Source organism: Frankia sp. Mgl5 (genome assembly GCF_023242985.1).
GTDB lineage: Bacteria > Actinomycetota > Actinomycetes > Frankiales > Frankiaceae > Parafrankia > Parafrankia soli.
Genome location: NZ_JALKFY010000004.1, coordinates 37,127 through 53,546 on the forward strand (window position 1 = coordinate 37,127; position 16,420 = coordinate 53,546).

Consider the following 16,420-nt stretch of genomic DNA (forward strand, 5'->3'; position numbering starts at 1 on the left):
CCGAGTTGGGGACGGGAGTCGGTAGCGTTACCGCCCGCGGCGGATCGCCGGCGCTCAGCTCGCCGGAACCCGACCACCGCCGGGCTCGCCCGCCCGCCCGCCCCGACCGGATTGGAGACCGGAACCGTTGGACGTCCGGTTCGTCCCAGCACCGTCGATCCTTCCCGGCGGCTCCGTACCGCCCGACGCGCCGCCCGCGCGGTTCCCCGGGGTGGCCGCCGCGCTCGCCGCGCGGCTCGCGCGCGACCCGGCACGTCCGATGATCACTTTTTACGACGACGCCACCGGCGAGCGGGTGGAGTTCTCCACCACGACGCTGGACAACTGGGTGGCGAAGACGGCGAACCTGCTCGGTGACACGGTCGGCCTCGCGCCCGGGGACGCGGTGGGCGTCGACCTGCCGGCGCACTGGACGACCTGCGTCATCCTGCTGGCGGCCTGGTCGGCGGGGCTCGACGTGCATGTCGCCGTCGGCCCGGAGACGCCGGACGGCGGCCCCGGCGGCAAGGGAGCGGAGGGTGCCGGGCCGCCGGCCACCGGCGCCGGCGGCTACACCGACGCAGGCACCGCTCCGGAGGAGCTCGGTGTCGTCTTCGTCAGCGAGGACCGGCTCGAGATCGCCACCGGACTGGGCGTCGACGAGATCGTCGCGCTGTCGCTGCGTCCGCTCGGTGGCCGGCTGCGGCGTCCGGTGCCGGGCGTGCTCGACTACGCGGTCGAGGTGCCGCCGCACGGCGACCGCTACGCGGCGCCGCCGCCGCCCGCGGGCCAGGCGGGGCTGATCCGCATCGCCGAGAGCGCCGCCCGCCGCGCCGGGCTGGGCCCGGACGACCGGATCCTCACCGCGGCCGGGCCCGCCACCGCCGCCGGCCTACTCACCGGGGTCCTCATCCCGCTGGTCAGCGGCGCGTCGGTCGTGCTGTGCCGCAACCTGGACAGCATCGAGCCGGCGGCGCTGGCCCGCCGGGCCGACAGCGAACGGATCACCGCGGTGGACTGGTCCATATCGGGCCCACTCACCGAAGCCCTGCCAGCCGGGGTTCGTCCCATCGACCCCGTCGACGCGCATGCCCGGCCGCGGTAGCGACGACGTGACCGGCGACCCGCGGTCCCCCGGGCCGCTCATGACGGGCGGTCTGCCGGCCGTCCGCCGCATCAGCGTGGTCGGGACGGGCTACCTCGGCGCCACGCACGCGGTCTGCATGGCCGAGTTGGGCTATGAGGTCGTGGGGCTCGACACGGACGCCGACAAGGTCCGCCGGCTCGGCGCGGGCGAGGTGCCGTTCTTCGAGCCGGGGCTCGAGGAGCTGCTACGCAAGAACCTGGAGGCGGGCCGGCTGTCGTTCACCTGCGACCCGGCCGAGGTCGCCGGGTGGGCCGACGTCCACTTCATCTGTGTCGGCACGCCGCAGCGGGCCGGTGACGGCGCCGCCGACATGACCTACGTGGACGCGGCCGTCGAGACACTGATCCGCGCCGGCCTGCGGCCGGACGCGCTCGTGGTCGGCAAGTCGACGGTGCCGGCGGGCAGCGCCGAGCGGCTCGCGCGCCGGCTGGCAGCGGGAACCGGCGGCACCGGGCCGGGCGGCGCCCGGACGGGCGAGGCGGCGCCGGGCGGAACGGGGACAGGCCGGGCACGGACGGCACAGCCGGCGCCGGGCGGAGTCGAGCTGGCGTGGAACCCGGAGTTCCTGCGCGAGGGGTTCGCGGTCGACGACACGCTGCGCCCGGACAGGCTGGTCTTCGGCGTCCGCCCGGGCGGGCGCGGGGAGGCGGTGCTGCGGGCCGTCTACGCGCCGGTGATCGAGGCCGGCACGCCCGTGATCGTCACCGACTATGCCACCGCCGAGTTGGTGAAGGTCGCGGCGAACGCCTTCCTGGCGACCAAGATCTCCTTCATCAACGCGATGTCGGAGGTCTGCGACGCCGCCGGCGGAGACGTGACGAGCCTGGCGCGGGCGCTCTCCCACGACACCAGGATCGGCGGGAGGTTCCTGCGGCCGGGGATCGGCTTCGGCGGCGGCTGCCTGCCCAAGGACATCCGGGCCTTCCACGCGCGGGCGGCCGAGCTCGGCGCCGGCCCGGCGCTGGGCTTCCTGGCCGAGGTCGACCGGATCAACCTGCGGGCCCGGGAGCGGACCGTCGCCCTGATCACCAGGGCCCTCAGGGGCCGCGCGGAGGGCCGGCGGATCACGGTGCTCGGCGCGGCGTTCAAGCCGAACTCGGACGACATCCGCGACTCGCCCGCCCTGGAGATCTCCGCCGAGCTGCACAGGGCCGGCGCCCGGGTGGTCGTGTACGACCCGGCCGCGATGGCCAACGCCCGGCGGCGCTTCCCCGAGCTGGAGTACGCGCCGTCCGCGCACGAGGCGGCGACCGGCGCGGACGCGCTTGCGGTGCTCACCGAGTGGACCGAGTTTCGCGACCTGGACCCGGACGCGCTCACCCCACGGGTGGCCGGGCGGGTCGTCGTCGACGGCCGGCACGCGCTCGACGGCCCGGCCTGGCGCCGGGCCGGGTGGGCGTACTACGCGCTCGGCCGTCCACCGGCCTGACCATCAGCCGGGGCTCAGCCAGCCGGGGCTCAGCCGCGCGGGTCAGGCGGTCGCCTGGGTGGGCGCGGACGCGGCCGGCTGTGGGCTCTCGATGATCTCATCGAGCTCACCGGTCTCGACGTCGTACACGAACCCGCGCACCGAGGTCGACGCGCGCAGGAACGGTGACGAGCGCAGCGCCGTGACCGAACGCCAGACGTCCTCCGCGGCGCTGGTGAACGACTGGAGCCGCCACGTCGGGCGCACACCCGTCCGCTCGGCCAGTGAGGCGCGGAAGCCGTCGTCGGTGAGCGTCTCCATGCCGCACCTGGTGTGGTGGATCAGGATGATCTCGGTGGTCCCGAGTGCGTGCTGGCTGACGGCCAGAGATCGCTCGATGTCCTCGGTCACCACCCCGCCGGCGTTGCGCAGGATGTGCGCGTCGCCCTCCGCGAGGCCGAAGATCGCCTCGAGGTTGATGCGGGCGTCCATGCAGGCCACGATTGCCACGCCGGTGGCCGGGCTGGCCGGCCGGGCCGAGCCGCCGCCCGCCGCGCGGCGCCGTGCGGCGAAGCTCGCCGCACGTGCCAGCAGGATGTCGGTCGTGCCCTGGGCGTGTCCGAGTTCTTCGGGCGCGCTCATGACCGGGGGGTCACCTCCGTCGGTTACGTCGCTCACACGGCGTCACCGCCGCGGAGGCTTGCCACTCTGACAAGGATGCAGTGCACGGGACGTCCACCGCCACCCATCTGCCGCGATCGGGCAGGTGCGTCGGATCACGGGACACGCCCAGGAGTGCCGACGTATCACGCAGCGCACAGCTGGGAACACTAAGGCAGTGACCCGTCACCTGGCGTTGTCTTTGCCCTGGCCGCGCCGAGGCGTCGCTCCCGGCCGGCGCACCTGGCCCGGCCGGGGCACGATGACAGGCGCCGCAGGGCGGCGAACCCGGCGGAGCGCCCGGGCGGCGGGTTCGGTTCCCCTCAAGGAACGGACGCCAGTTGGTAAACGGACGATTCGGGACGGCGACCGGACAGGCGTCGGCGGAGTGCGCATTCGGGGGTGGCAGATGGCGCCGCACAGGTCGTCGGTAGTCTCTCCTGGTGGTCAAAATCGATGTTCTCGAAGTCGATCGGCGCCGCCCGTGGTGAGCCATCGGGTTCCACGTTCACCACTTCAGGTCCTCATCCATGAGGTGGGCAAGTTCGGCGTCGTCGGCGCGGCCTGCTACGCGATCGACTTCGCTGTCTCGAACCTGTGCCACACCCTTCTCGGGATGGGCCCGCTCAGCGCGAAGACCGTGTCGACGGTGGTCGCGGCGACCTGCTCATACGTCGGCAACCGGCAATGGTCGTTCAACCACCGCGCCCGGACGGGCCTGCGCCGGGAGTACACGCTCTTCGTGATCCTGAACGCGGTCGGGCTGGCTATCGCGCTGGCCTGCCTCGGCTTCGCGAAGTACGTGCTCCACCTCGAGGGCGTGCTCGCGTTCAACCTGTTCGGGAACGTCCTGGGCACCGGGCTGGGCACGGTCTTCCGCTTCTGGGCGTACAAGAAATACGTCTTCCTGCACCCGGACCACCCGAAGGTGGTGGTACCTCCGGTGAAGGCCGACCGGGTCCCCGCGCCCGCCGGCCAGGCCTGATCCACCCAGGGCGCCGCAAGGCTCCGGGTTCTTCGCGACCCGGAGCCGAACGGCGCCCTGTCCCGTTCTCATCCCATCGGGACTCTAAGAGAACCACGGGGTTCCGGTACCGATCAGTTCTCCTGACGCCCGGCTGCGCTAGGCTCTCGAGGCCAGCCCATGCACAGCGTGCCCGGTTCTCCACCAGTGGTGACTCGCTCACCGGGACCGCCGCGCAGCCGGTTCGAGAGCCAGGAGGGTGCGCCGTGACGCGGCCGACGCTCGCATCGCCCCGGCCGGGCGGTCGCCCGCGCGACGAGAGCCGCGACGGCGCGATCCGCCAGGCGACCCTCGAGCTGCTCGCCGAGCACGGCTACGACGGCGTGACCATGGACCGGGTCGCCACCCGAGCCAAGGCCGGGAAGGCCACCATCTACCGGCGCTGGCCGTCCAAGGTCGCACTGGTGATGGATTCGATCACCCAGTTCACCGAACAAACGCTGCAGATCCCCGACAGCGGCTCGTTGCGGACCGAGATGATCCTGTTCCTGACCGCGTTCCATGAGCTGGTCGGCAGTGAGCAGGGCCGGATCATGGCCGAGATGGTCTCCGAGATGCCGCGCAATCCGGAGCTGCGCGCCGCCGTGCGCGAGCGCATGTGGAGCCAGCGCAAGATGATGTCCGAGGTCATCATCACCAGGGGGATCGCGCGCGGCGAGATAACCCCGGAGGCCGACCCGGCCATCCTGATGGAGATCGGCACCGCGCTGATCCTGCAGCGGCTGCTCATCACCGGGGACCCGGTCGACTCCGCCTTCATCGAGCACGTCGTGGACGACGTGATCATCGCCTACGCCAGCCGCGGCTGACCGCGGGGCCCGGCCAGCCCTGAAACGGGCCCGCCGGTAGCGGGCCGCCTGGAGGACCGCGGCGGCGGGACAACAGCGGGACAGGTCCGCGGGAGATCGGCGACGCACCCGCTCCGTGCTGTGACGGTGCGAGAACCAGAACCGATCAGTCATGTCCGAAATACGACCCGCGCCTTCGTTATCAACACGGAACTCCTACGCTTGAGCCGGCACCTGGTGTCGAACCCTCACAAGACCCTCCGCGGGCACGCGCTCGACGCCCTTCGGAGACGGGGGACGACCGGGCGCCCGCAAACGCCCGGCGCCTCGGCGCCCAGCCCATACGGCGCCGTCCCGCGGGGCGGTCTCAGGTACCGCCGCTCCACCGCCGCCCACGGTCCATGCCGACCGTCGACGCGGGCGACATAGGCACATCAGGAGGAACGTCATGCAGCCACCGAACCCGGGTTCGCAGGACCCGGACGCCGAGACTCGGCGGGTCGACAGCGGTGGCCAGGGCTACGGCGACGACGCCGAGACCCGGCTCGTGAACGACGGCGGCTACGCGGCGCACCCCGGTGACGAGGCGACGCGGCGCGTCGACGACGGCGCGGCAGGCGGCTACCAGCAGGGCGGCTACCAGCAGGGCGGCGGCTACCAGCAGCCCGGCTACGGGTCGACCGGTGGCTACGCGCAGCAGCCGGGCGCGGGCTACAGCCAGCCCCAGTCGGGCCAGCAGGGCTACCAGCAGCCTGGATACGGCCAGCCCGGATACGACGGCTACGGCCAGCAGAACCCGCCAGGGCAGCAGGGCTACCAGCAGACCCAGGCCTTCCCTCCGGGCTACGGCGCCGCGCCGGGCGCGGAGGGCTACGGCCAGACGGGCCAGAGCTACCAGCAGCCCGGCTACGGCGACTACGGCCAGCAGGGCTACCAGACCGAGGGTTACCAGCAGCCCGGCTACGGCCAGCAGGGCTACCAGACCGAGGGCTACCAGCAGCCCGGCTACGGCCAGCAGGGCTACCAGGGCTACCCGCCCGGTGGCGGCTACCCGGGCGGCCCGGGGAGCCCCGGCGCGCCCGACCCGAACAAGCGCCGCAACATCATCATCATCGCGGTGGCCGCGGCCGTGGCACTCGCCATCGCGATTCCGGTCGCGCTGGTCGCGACCGGCGGCTCCGACGACAAGCCGTCGCCGCCCGTCGCCTCGGGATCGTTGACCCCGTCCGCCTCCACGAGCCCCAGTGCCAGCCCGTCAACGGCTCCGACCAGCGCGTCGCCGTCGCCGTCGGCGTCCCCGTCGGCGAGCTCCGGCGCGCTCACGGCGGCACAGTCGGCGCTGCTCGCGAAGCTGGACCCGACGACGATGACCGACTGTGAGGCGAACCCGGGCGGCGAGGACGAGGACATCGACGCCTCGCTGTTCTGCACCGCCGACAACGGCCAGCTCGTCGCCGCCTACCACTATGTGGACGCCTCGCACCTCGACAACGACGTCGAGTTCCGGAAGACGCAGGTCGAGGACCAGGGTGACTGCGCATCCGGTGACCCCGACATCTTCACGTGGAATTTCAAGGAAGGTCAGACCGAGGGCACGGCCCTTTGCTACTACTACGAGAACAGTTTCTTCATCTTCTGGACCTATGACCGCGATCAGGTCTCGTTCATGGCGCTGAACGACAACGCCTCCGCGCTGTACGAGTGGTGGGCCAAGTTCGACCCGATCCCGCGAGGCTGAGCGGCCGCCGGATGCCCAGCGCCCGCCGCGGACGGCCCGTCACCGGCGCAACAAGCCCCTGGTCGGGACGCCTCGGGACGATCCGGCGGAACCGTGTGCCTACCCTGTGACGCGCGGCATCATCAGCATGGTGCCATCATCCGTCCCGGCAGCATCTATTCCGGCCAGATCCCCTCTCGGGAGGAATCGTGCCCAGCCATGGCCCCGGCGACGACGGCGTGTCGCCCGTCCCTGAGCCGCCGGCAGGCCCGCTCTCGTCGCGTGACGACGCGCAGACCGCCGCGGACATCGAGGACGAGCCGGACAGCACGCAGATACTGAGGCCGGACGGCGCGCGGACCGGCCTCTCGCTCAGTGCCCCGCCGCCCGGCGGACCGGGGTGGACCGGACCGCCTCCGGGCTCGCCGATGCCTCCGCGTGGTCCGGTGTCGTTCGGCGGCGGTCCCGCTCCCGGCGGCTTCCCGGGTCTGCGCCCTGGTCCGCACACCGGTCCGCAGCCGCCCGCGCAGGGAGGACCGGGCGGGCCGGGATGGCCGCCTGCCGGCACGGGGCCCGGCACCGGCTATCCACCCCACCCCGGTGACCGTGGCTTCCCGCCCCCGCCGCCGGTGCCACCCGGCCAGGGCGGGCCGCCCCGGGGGCCCGGGTCGCCAGGCCCGGCCGTGCCGCCCGGGCAGTTCGGACCACCGGCGCCGCACGCGCTCTACGGCCAGCCCGCGCCGTCCGGCGCGCACGCGCCCTACGGCCAGCCGCCACCCGGCCAGGCCCCGTACGGCCAGCCACTGCCACCCGGCCAGGCCCCGTACGGCCAGCCACTGCCACCCGGCCAGGCCCCGCCCGGCCAGCCCGGCCAGCCGCCGTATGGCCAGCCGCCGTATGGCCAGCCGCCTTACGGGCAGGTGCCGGCCGGCCGGCCGCTGTACCGGCAGCCGGCCCCGTACGGGCAGCCCGGGCCGGACCTCCCGCCGATCCCGCCGGGCCAGGGGAACCCGCCCGGAGCGCCTTTCCCCCCAGGATCGGCCGACCCACCAGGACCCGCCAGCGCTCCCACCGGGTGGGCCGACTCCCCCGGTGGTCCCGGTGCCGCGGAGGGCCCCGGGCCCGCAGCGTCGCCCACGCCGGCCGAGGCCCAGGTCAAGCCGCCGGACGACGAGCTGACCTACCGGCTCGCCCCGCCGGGGCCGCCCCCCGCCGTCCCGGACCGGGCGGACTCCCCCGCCGGGGACGGCCCCGGGTTGACGGCCGAGGCCGGCGCCGACGCCAGCCGCGCCGAGCGCACTCGCCACGAGCCGGCCGCCCACGCGTCCGACGGCGGGAACCACGAGGACCGGTCTTCCGGGTTCCCGGCCCTGACCGGGCCGCATCCGCTGCCGCCGCCGCCCAGGGAGTCGTTCACCATGCGACGCCCGATGCTGCCGCCACCCGGCCGTATCACGGACGGGCCCGTCTGGCCGGTGCCGCCGCCCAGCTACCTCGACTCGCCGTCCGGCGGCGGTCTGCTGCCGGCGATCCCGCCCGACATCACGATGACCAGGGACGGCGCGGCCGGCGACCCCCCGCCGGGGTCCGGCCGCTCGCCGGAGTCCGAGTTCTCATCCGAGTACCCAGCCGGCTCCGACTTCTCGGCCGGCTCCGGGTACCCGGCCGGTTCGGAGTACCCGTCCGGTTCGGAGTACCCGTCCGGATCGGGGCTCCCGCCCGTTGGCGACGGCGGTCAGGTGCCCGAGCCGGCCGGCCGACCGAGCCGCGGCATGATCATCATTGCCGCCGTGGCCGCCGTGATCGTGATCGGCGCGGTCATCGGCATCGTGCTGGCGACCCGCGGGGACGACAGCGCCGAGACGACCGCCACCTCGATCCCTCCCGCGGCCGCGGGCGTCCCCACGGACGTCCCCGGTGAAGCCCCGGCGGGGCAGCAGCAGCCGGCGCCGCAGACCAGCAGCCCCGAGGACACCCTGCGCTCGCTGCTCAATCCGGTCACGATGACGGGCTGCGAGACGCCGCCGGTCAGCGACGGCGTCTACGCGGACGCCACGCTGCAGTGCGTGGGCGCCGAAGGCGTGACGGTGACGGCCTACCACTTCCCGGACCACTCCGCACTCGACCGCCAGATCGGGGCACGCGAGACCTACTACACCGATGTCGGCAACTGCGACGACGGCCAACAGAGCTCCGAGGAGTGGAACTCGCCGCTGGAGCCCAACGGCGGGTCGCGGCTGTGCTACCTGTTCGCCCAGCGCTTCATCACCTTCTGGACCGTCGACGATGACCTGGTCGCGTTCTCCGCGTCGGATTCCGACCCGAAGCGGCTGGTCACCTGGTGGCAGACGTTTGACCCCATCCGCCGATGAGGCGGCTCCTGCCGGCGGGCGGGCGGGCGCGCGTCCTGATCCCCGGCGGGCTGGCCCTGGCCGCCGTCGCCACGGCGGGCGTGCTGATCGCCCGCGCGGCCGGCGGGCCGTCCACCTCGGCTGAACCGGACACCGGGAGATCACAGCCGCCGGCGACGGTCTCCGCGCCACCGGGCCCCCGGGGCACGAGTACCTCGCCCGAGCCGGCGGACCTGGAAGGCCCTGAGCGCGAGCTGGCGGCCCGACTGTCCTCGTTCGAGATCACCGGCTGCCGGGGGGCGACCACCGAGGCCGCCGCCCCGGGCGGATCGGGCGACCCGGCCGATCCGCGGGCGGCCGGCGTCCAGGCCGCGCTGCGGTGCGTGCCGGGGGTGGCGGCCTCCGGGACGCCGCCGGCAGACGTCCTCGTGCTCGGCTACATCGACGAGGCGGCCATGGCCTCCGACGCGGCCCGGCGCGCGGCGGCGATCGTGGACGTCGGCTCCTGCGAGGCGGGCCAGACCAGCACCGAGGCGTACCTGCTGCCGTCCCGGCGCACGGGCACCTTCGTCTGCCAGGCCGCCCCCGGCCGCTTCGCCGCCTACTGGACGATCGACAGCGAGCGGGTGGCGTTCGTCGCGCAGAGCGACGACCCGGCCGGGCTGATCACCTGGTGGCGCGGCTTCGACCCGCTCTGAGCCGTGGCCCGGCGGTGATCCGGTCAGCCGCCGGAGCGGCGGCGGACGTCCGCCGCCTCGGCCAGCTCGTACAGCGTGGCGTGCACATCCTCGACCCGCGGGACGTGTGAGAGGACCATCCGCCCGCGCTCGCCAGCGCTCTCGATGGAGAGCGTCCCCGCGCTGAGCATCCGGTCGAGCAGGCTCTGCTCATAGGAGACGTCGTTGAGCCAGACGAGCGGGATGTCACGCCCGGTGCGGGTCACGATCCCCTCACGGATCATCAGCCGCTCGGTCGTGATCACATAGTGGGTGGTGATCCAGCGCAGCCAGGGGGCCGCTCCGAAGTACCCGATGGCGGCCAGCCCCAGGGCGAGGACGAGGTACTGGACCGCCTCACGCAGGAAGCCGTCCGGAACGAAGAACACGCCGAAGGTCGTGAGGGCGAGCGCGGCGACGACGGAGAATGCCGGCACCACCAGGCTGCCCCAGTGCGGGTGCAGGTGGAGGACCACATCTTCGTCGTCGGTCAGAACGTCGTCGGGGAACGCCACCGCCTGATCGTCGCATCCCGGACGACCGCGGCACACCGGTGGGCCGCCCCCAGCCGGCACAACACAGCCGTCGTCAGCGCAGATGGACGATGTCGGCGGCACTGAACGCCCGGCCGTCGACGATGAGCCGGCCGAGCTCGTCGACGTCGGTCGCCGTGCCGTGCGTGGACGTCCCGTCCGGAAGCTCGACGCGAACCCGCCGGCCCAGCGTGGCGCACGTGTCGCGGTACTCCCCGCGGGCCCGCTCGGGCGCCGCCTCCCACCGGGCCAACGCCTCGACGAGGTCGGTCAGCAGGGCGCCGAGCAGGGCGGAGCGGTCCAGGCGGGCGGGGTCGGCGCCGAGCAGCAGCAGGCTGGTGGAGCGCGGCGGCAGCTCCGCGGCGCGGGCGGTGACGTTCAGCCCGAACCCGATCACGGCCGCCGGCGGCACGGCCGGGCTCGGGGCCAGCTCCACGAGAATGCCGGCGAGCTTCACCCCGTCGACCTGCACGTCGTTCGGCCATTTCAGCACCGCGGGCACGCCCGCGTACCCGCGCAGCGTGCGTACGAGCGAGGTGCCGACGACCATCGGCAGCCAGCCGAGCCAGCGGGGCCCGATCTCGGGGCGCACCAGCACGGACACCATGAGCCCGGCGCCGGCCGCCGACTCCCAGGAGCGGTCGAGCCGCCCGCGGCCCGCGGTCTGCCGCTCGGCGGCGAGCACAAGCCCGGCCGGGGCACCGTCCGTAAGCGTGGGCGGGCGGGTGACCGCGGGCAGTCCCACCGTGCCGGGCAGGCCGCGGGCGATCCGCCCGAGCTCGGCGTTGGTCGAGTCGATCTCGTCGACGACGGCGAGCGCCAGCCCGAGGCGGGCGGCGAGCGGGCGGAGAGTGTCGGCGTCCAGCGGCCGTCGTGCCCCTGGCGGCACCGCCGGGGCTGGGCTGTGACCTGCGACAGGGGGCGAGATGGCCGGCTCGACAGGGGCCGTTCGCCGCCCGGGGGATTCGGCGGGATGCACTGGCACGGGACCACCTTCCCAGAGGTCGGGTGAGACGGTCTCCACATCAATCGAGCACGTGGACCACCGACCGCCGTACGCTTCGCGGTATGGCTCTCCCGGCTTCCCCGCAAGAACCGTCGCCCGAACCGCACAGCACAGCCGGTCGCCTCGCCCGGCTGCAAGCGGTGACCGACGAGGCCGTCCACGCTGGTTCGCAGCGCGCGGTGGACGCGCAGCACGCCAAGGGAAAGATGACGGCCCGGGAGCGGATCGAGGCGTTCCTCGACCCCGGCTCGTTCGTGGAGACGGACGCGTTCGCGCGCCACCGCTCGCACGACTTCGCGATGGACCGCAACCGCCCCTACGGCGACGGCGTCGTCACCGGCTACGGCACGGTGGACGGCCGCCAGGTCTGCGTCTTCAGCCAGGACTTCACCGTCTTCGGCGGGAGCCTGGGCGAGGTCTTCGGGGAGAAGATCGTCAAGATCATGGATCTCGCGCTCAGGACGGGAGTGCCGGTCGTCGGTATCAACGACTCCGGCGGCGCGCGGATCCAGGAGGGCGTCGTCTCGCTCGGCCTGTACGGGGAGATCTTCTACCGCAACGTCATGGCGTCCGGCGTCGTGCCGCAGCTCTCGCTGATCATGGGCCCGTGCGCGGGCGGCGCGGTGTACTCACCCGCGATCACCGACTTCACGCTCATGGTCGACCAGACCAGCCACATGTTCATCACCGGCCCGGACGTGATCAAAGAGGTCACCGGCGAGGACGTCGGCATGGAGGAGCTGGGTGGCGCCACCACCCACAACTCCCGCAGCGGCGTCGCGCACTTCCAGGCCGCGGACGAGGCCGACTGCCTGGAGCTGGCCCGCGCCCTGCTGTCCTACCTGCCGTCGAACAACATGGACGAGGTGCCGGCCTACACCGAGGTCGCCGACGTCGAGGCCGAGGTCGACCCGGAGCTCGACACGTTCATCCCGGATTCGCCGAACACCCCGTACGACATGCACCATGTGATCGAGCGGGTCCTGGACGAGGAGGACTTCCTCGAAGTCCACGCCCAGTTCGCGCAGAACATGATCGTCGGCTTCGGGCGCATCGACGGCCGCTCGGTCGGCGTCGTCGCCAACCAGCCGATGCAGTTCGCCGGCACCCTGGACATCGACGCCAGCGAGAAGGCCGCGCGCTTCGTGCGCACCTGCGACGCGTTCAACATCCCGGTGCTGACGTTCGTGGACGTTCCCGGCTTCCTGCCGGGAACGTCGCAGGAATGGAACGGCATCATCCGGCGCGGTGCCAAGCTCATCTACGCCTACGCCGAGGCGACCGTTCCCAAGGTGACGATCATCACACGGAAGGCCTATGGCGGCGCCTATGACGTCATGGGTTCGAAGCATCTGCGCGCCGACATCAACCTGGCGTGGCCGACGGCCGAGATCGCCGTGATGGGCGCCCGTGGCGCGGTGAACATCATCTATCGCCGCGAGCTCGCCGGCTCGGAAGCGCCCGAGCAACGCCGCAGCGAACTGATCCAGGACTACACCGAGCATTTCGCGACGCCGTACATCGCCGCGGAGCGCGGATACCTGGACGCAGTCATTCCGCCGTCGGTGACGCGGCGCGAGGTCATCCGGGCGCTACGCCTGCTGCGCACCAAGCGCGAGACACTCCCACCGAAGAAGCACGGCAACATCCCGCTGTAGGCCGCGGCATTCCTCCGGAGCCGGCGCATCCGCCGGGGGGACGGGCAGCCCGCCGGAGCCGGGATCGCGGGACCGAACGACAAAGGACCGAACGACAGAGGACCGAGGAGGAACGGCCGGTGGCCGACAGACCCGACGAGCTTCCCGGCCGGGCGCACCTGCGGCTGGTCCGCGGGGACGCGACCCCGGAGGAGATCGCCGCGCTCGTGGCCGTCCTGGCCGCGCGGTCGGCCCCGGCCGCGCCGCCCGCCCGGCCCAGGTCCACCTGGGCCGACCCGGCGTTCCGCCTGCGCGGCGGGGTCGCGGCCGGGCCCGGTGGCTGGAGCCGGTCGGCCCGCACGGGCGGCATACGCTTCCCCGCGGGCGGGTGATCCAGACAAAACCGATCATGGCGTCGGCGGCGGGGCAGGTCCTTCCCACCCTCGCCGGCAGAGCAGGAATGGCAAAGAAGAAATACGGTGCGGCCCGACTCGCCTAGACTCAGGCCGGACGAGGACGGGAGGAACGTGCGTAAGATCCTCATCGCCAACCGGGGGGAAATTGCCGTCCGGGTGGCGCGGGCCTGCCGCGACGCGGGATATTCAAGCGTCGCCGTGTATGCGGAGCCCGACATCGACGCCATGCATGTCCGGGTCGCGGACGAGGCGTACGCGCTGGGCGGGACAACGCCCGGCGACTCGTACCTGAGAATCGACAAGATTCTTCAGGCGTGCGAGCTCTCCGGCGCGGACGCGGTGCACCCCGGCTACGGTTTCCTCTCCGAGAACGCGGATTTCGCCGAAGCCGTGATCTCCGCCGGGCTGACCTGGATCGGCCCGCCGCCCGAGGCCATTCGCCGGCTCGGTGACAAGACCGCCGCGCGCCACATCGCGCTGGCCGTCGGCGCCCCGCTCGCCCCGGGCACCGCCGACCCGGTCGCCGGGGTCGACGAGGTGGTCGCGTTCGCGAACGAGCACGGCCTGCCGGTCGCCATCAAGGCCGCCTTCGGTGGCGGCGGCCGTGGGCTCAAGGTCGCGTGGAGCGCCGAGGAGCTGCCCGAGCTGTTCGAGAGCGCGGTACGCGAGGCCGTCGCGGCCTTCGGCCGGGGCGAGTGCTTCGTCGAGCGCTACCTCGACCAGCCCCGCCACGTCGAGACGCAGATCCTGGCCGACACGCACGGCAACGTCGTCGTCGTCGGCACCCGGGACTGCTCCCTGCAGCGGCGCTACCAGAAGCTCGTCGAGGAGGCGCCCGCGCCGTTCCTCACCGACGCGCAGAACACCGCCCTGTACGAGGCGTCCAAGTCGATCATCCACGAGGCCGGCTACGTCGGCGCCGGCACGGTGGAGTTCCTCGTCGCCAAGGACGGGATGATCAGCTTCCTCGAGGTCAACACCCGGTTGCAGGTCGAGCACCCGGTGACCGAGGAGACCTCCGGCGTCGACCTGGTGCGGGCCCAGTTCCGCATCGCCGAGGGCGAGGCCCTCGACCCGGTCGACCCGACCCCGCGCGGCCACTCGATCGAGTTCCGCATCAACGGCGAGGACCCGGGTCGCAACTTCCTCCCGGCGCCGGGCACCGTCACCACGTTCACGGCTCCGACCGGCCCCGGCGTCCGCCTGGACACCGGCGTCGAGAGCGGCAGCGTCATCGGTGGGGCGTTCGACTCGCTGCTCGCCAAGCTCATCGTCACCGGGGCGACCCGTCAGGAAGCCCTGGAGCGGGCCCGGCGCGCGCTCGACGAGATGGTCGTCGAGGGCATGGCCACCGCGCTGCCGTTCCACCGCGCGGTCGTGCGCGACCTGGCGTTCGCACCGGAGGCGGCGGACGAGCCGTTCCGGGTGCACAACCGCTGGATCGAGACCGAGTTCGACAACACGATCCCGCCGTTCGCCGGCGGCACCGACGCCGACACCGAGACCGACCCGCGGGAGACCGTGGTCGTCGAGGTCGGTGGCAAGCGACTGGAGGTCGTCCTGCCCGCCGGGTTCGGCGCGGGCGGCGGCGCGGCCGTCTCCGCCGGTGCCGCGGCACCCAGGCGGCGCTCGGCGAGCAAGGCCGCGGCCAAGGTCACCGGCGACGCGCTGACCAGCCCGATGCAGGGCACCATCGTCAAGGTCGCGGTCAGCGACGGCGACGCCGTCGAGGCCGGCGACCTGATCGTCGTCCTCGAGGCGATGAAGATGGAGCAGCCCATCAACGCGCACCGGGCCGGGACCGTCGGCGGGCTCGCGGCAGCGGTCGGGGCTGTCGTGACCAGCGGTGCCATTCTCTGCGAGATCAAGGACTGACCGAACGACGCCCACCGGCGGCGGCGTTCCCCGGACGGGGAGCGCCGCCGCCGTCGTTTCCGGCACGGCCGCGGTGACGCTGGCGGTGGCGGTGGCGGTGGCGGCCATCCGCGATCAGCGCCGGCCCGATCGTCCTGGACTCCGATCCGATCACTTTGGGCTTCAGTTCGATCGCAGTGGGCGGCGGCTCGATCGCGGTGGGCGGCGCGCCGGCCGCGGTGCGGAACGCTTCCGCCGGGGTGCTCCGATCGGGTACGCCGCACGGTGGCGTCGCGTGGTTCGGGGCGCCGAAGCTCCGCCACACTCTAGGCACAGGTCCAGGTGAGGACGATGCCGTCCGATCAGCGACGTCGCGGGGCGCCAGACGGCTCGCGCGCGGCGATCCGGGCCGTTGTCATGGCCGCGGGTTCTGCCGCCCTGGCGCGAGGAGACGCGCATGCCCGACACCGATCTGCTGCTGGTCCGGCACGGCGAAGCACACTGCGACACCGCGGGCATCGCCGGCGGTGATCTCGGCTGCACCGGCCTGACCAGGCGAGGACGTTCCCAGGCGGAACGAGCCGCCCGCCGGCTGACAGTCATGCACACCACGGAGCGCCGGGTGGACGCGGTGTACGCCGACCCACGCCGCCGGGTCCGGGAGACGGCGGAGATCATCGCCGGCAGGCTGCGGATGCCGGTGATCCTCGAGTCCCGGCTGACCGAGCCCTGCCACGGCAACGCCGACGGCCAGCCCTGGGCCGACATCTGGACCACGTTCGGCGGCACCCCCGCGGACCGCCCCGACGACCCGGTCGCCCCCGGCGCGGAAAGCTGGAACCACTTCGTCGACCGGGCCGCCGCCGGCCTGCGGCACATGGTGGAGCGCCACCGCGGCCAGCGAGCCCTGCTCATCACGCACGCGGCGACCGTCGAGGTGGCGCACGCGACAATGCTCGGGCTCCCGAACGGCCCCGACCCGCGGGCCGCGTTCGTGCTGGCGCACGCGTCCATCACCTGGTGGTCCCACCGCGCCTCGGAAACCGGCCCGCCCCGGTGGCATCTGGTGTGGCACAACTCCACCGCGCATCTGGCCCTCGGGCTACCCGACCGGGACGTCGAGCCCGCCATCCGGGCGCGGCGTGACGTACGGCGGCCGCCGGGTCGTCCGTAGTCTCTAACGC

The 16,420-nt window shown here is 73.2% G+C and carries 14 protein-coding genes; 11 read left to right on the forward strand and 3 right to left on the reverse strand.

Annotated elements, in window-relative coordinates; translation table 11 throughout:
• The first annotated feature begins 127 nt into the window (after positions 1–127).
• Together MXD62_RS03120 and MXD62_RS03125 are read left to right on the forward strand one after the other, a co-directional pair.
• Positions 128–1,084, forward strand: a complete 957-nt coding sequence (locus MXD62_RS03120) for a TIGR03089 family protein (protein WP_248827910.1) — start codon at positions 128–130, stop codon at positions 1,082–1,084.
• 40 nt (positions 1,085–1,124) lie between these two features.
• Positions 1,125–2,555 (forward strand): UDP-glucose/GDP-mannose dehydrogenase family protein, encoded by a 1,431-nt coding sequence (locus tag MXD62_RS03125; RefSeq protein ID WP_248827989.1) that lies wholly within the window; start codon positions 1,125–1,127, stop codon positions 2,553–2,555.
• A gap of 42 nt (positions 2,556–2,597) precedes the next feature.
• Here MXD62_RS03125 and MXD62_RS03130 read toward each other — a convergent pair whose 3' ends face one another.
• Positions 2,598–3,176: a carbonic anhydrase gene (locus MXD62_RS03130; protein WP_248827911.1), complete on the reverse strand. Its 579-nt coding sequence runs from the start codon at positions 3,174–3,176 to the stop codon at positions 2,598–2,600.
• Between the two features lie 553 nt (positions 3,177–3,729).
• Here MXD62_RS03130 and MXD62_RS03135 point away from each other — a divergent pair.
• The 5 genes from MXD62_RS03135 (at position 3,730) to MXD62_RS03155 (ending at position 9,772) form a co-directional block, all read left to right on the forward strand.
• Positions 3,730–4,179: a GtrA family protein gene (locus tag MXD62_RS03135; protein WP_248827912.1), complete on the forward strand. Its 450-nt coding sequence runs from the start codon at positions 3,730–3,732 to the stop codon at positions 4,177–4,179.
• Between the two features lie 245 nt (positions 4,180–4,424).
• A complete protein-coding gene (locus tag MXD62_RS03140; protein WP_020463351.1) occupies positions 4,425–5,027 on the forward strand; it encodes a TetR/AcrR family transcriptional regulator in 603 nt (200 codons plus the stop codon).
• 427 nt (positions 5,028–5,454) lie between these two features.
• Positions 5,455–6,744: a hypothetical protein gene (locus MXD62_RS03145; RefSeq protein ID WP_248827913.1), complete on the forward strand. Its 1,290-nt coding sequence runs from the start codon at positions 5,455–5,457 to the stop codon at positions 6,742–6,744.
• A gap of 188 nt (positions 6,745–6,932) precedes the next feature.
• On the forward strand, positions 6,933–9,095 hold the full coding sequence (locus MXD62_RS03150) for a hypothetical protein (protein ID WP_248827914.1): 2,163 nt from the start codon (positions 6,933–6,935) through the stop codon (positions 9,093–9,095).
• Positions 9,092–9,772 (forward strand): hypothetical protein, encoded by a 681-nt coding sequence (locus MXD62_RS03155; protein WP_248827915.1) that lies wholly within the window; start codon positions 9,092–9,094, stop codon positions 9,770–9,772. Before MXD62_RS03150 ends, MXD62_RS03155 begins: the two co-directional genes overlap by 4 nt.
• A 23-nt stretch (positions 9,773–9,795) precedes the next feature.
• Here the strand turns inward: MXD62_RS03155 and MXD62_RS03160 are convergent, their stop codons facing one another.
• Complete coding sequence (locus MXD62_RS03160; RefSeq protein WP_248827916.1) at positions 9,796–10,305, reverse strand: PH domain-containing protein; 510 nt, start codon at positions 10,303–10,305, stop codon at positions 9,796–9,798.
• Positions 10,306–10,378: 73 nt separating this feature from the next.
• A complete protein-coding gene (locus MXD62_RS03165; RefSeq protein WP_248827917.1) occupies positions 10,379–11,308 on the reverse strand; it encodes a biotin--[acetyl-CoA-carboxylase] ligase in 930 nt (309 codons plus the stop codon).
• Positions 11,309–11,391: 83 nt separating this feature from the next.
• Here MXD62_RS03165 and MXD62_RS03170 point away from each other — a divergent pair, with 83 nt between their 5' ends.
• The 4 genes from MXD62_RS03170 (at position 11,392) to MXD62_RS03185 (ending at position 16,410) form a co-directional block, all read left to right on the forward strand.
• Complete coding sequence (locus MXD62_RS03170) at positions 11,392–12,987, forward strand: acyl-CoA carboxylase subunit beta (protein ID WP_251081131.1); 1,596 nt, start codon at positions 11,392–11,394, stop codon at positions 12,985–12,987.
• A 119-nt stretch (positions 12,988–13,106) separates the two neighbouring features.
• Positions 13,107–13,358 (forward strand): acyl-CoA carboxylase epsilon subunit, encoded by a 252-nt coding sequence (locus MXD62_RS03175; RefSeq protein ID WP_248827919.1) that lies wholly within the window; start codon positions 13,107–13,109, stop codon positions 13,356–13,358.
• Positions 13,359–13,493: 135 nt separating this feature from the next.
• The gene (locus MXD62_RS03180) at positions 13,494–15,257 is read left to right on the forward strand and encodes a biotin carboxylase N-terminal domain-containing protein (RefSeq protein WP_248827920.1); all 1,764 of its coding nucleotides are present in this window, start codon (positions 13,494–13,496) and stop codon (positions 15,255–15,257) included.
• 436 nt (positions 15,258–15,693) lie between these two features.
• Positions 15,694–16,410: a histidine phosphatase family protein gene (locus tag MXD62_RS03185; RefSeq protein WP_248827921.1), complete on the forward strand. Its 717-nt coding sequence runs from the start codon at positions 15,694–15,696 to the stop codon at positions 16,408–16,410.
• Positions 16,411–16,420: the final 10 nt, after the last annotated feature.

Coding starts and splice junctions, on each gene's coding strand:
- MXD62_RS03185 (WP_248827921.1), top strand. CDS start 15,694: ATGCCCGACACCGATCTGCTGCTGGTCCGGCACGGCGAAGCACACTGC.
- MXD62_RS03155 (WP_248827915.1), top strand. CDS start 9,092: ATGAGGCGGCTCCTGCCGGCGGGCGGGCGGGCGCGCGTCCTGATCCCC.
- MXD62_RS03125 (WP_248827989.1), top strand. CDS start 1,125: ATGACGGGCGGTCTGCCGGCCGTCCGCCGCATCAGCGTGGTCGGGACG.
- MXD62_RS03130 (WP_248827911.1), bottom strand. CDS start 3,176: ATGAGCGCGCCCGAAGAACTCGGACACGCCCAGGGCACGACCGACATC.
- MXD62_RS03170 (WP_251081131.1), top strand. CDS start 11,392: ATGGCTCTCCCGGCTTCCCCGCAAGAACCGTCGCCCGAACCGCACAGC.
- MXD62_RS03145 (WP_248827913.1), top strand. CDS start 5,455: ATGCAGCCACCGAACCCGGGTTCGCAGGACCCGGACGCCGAGACTCGG.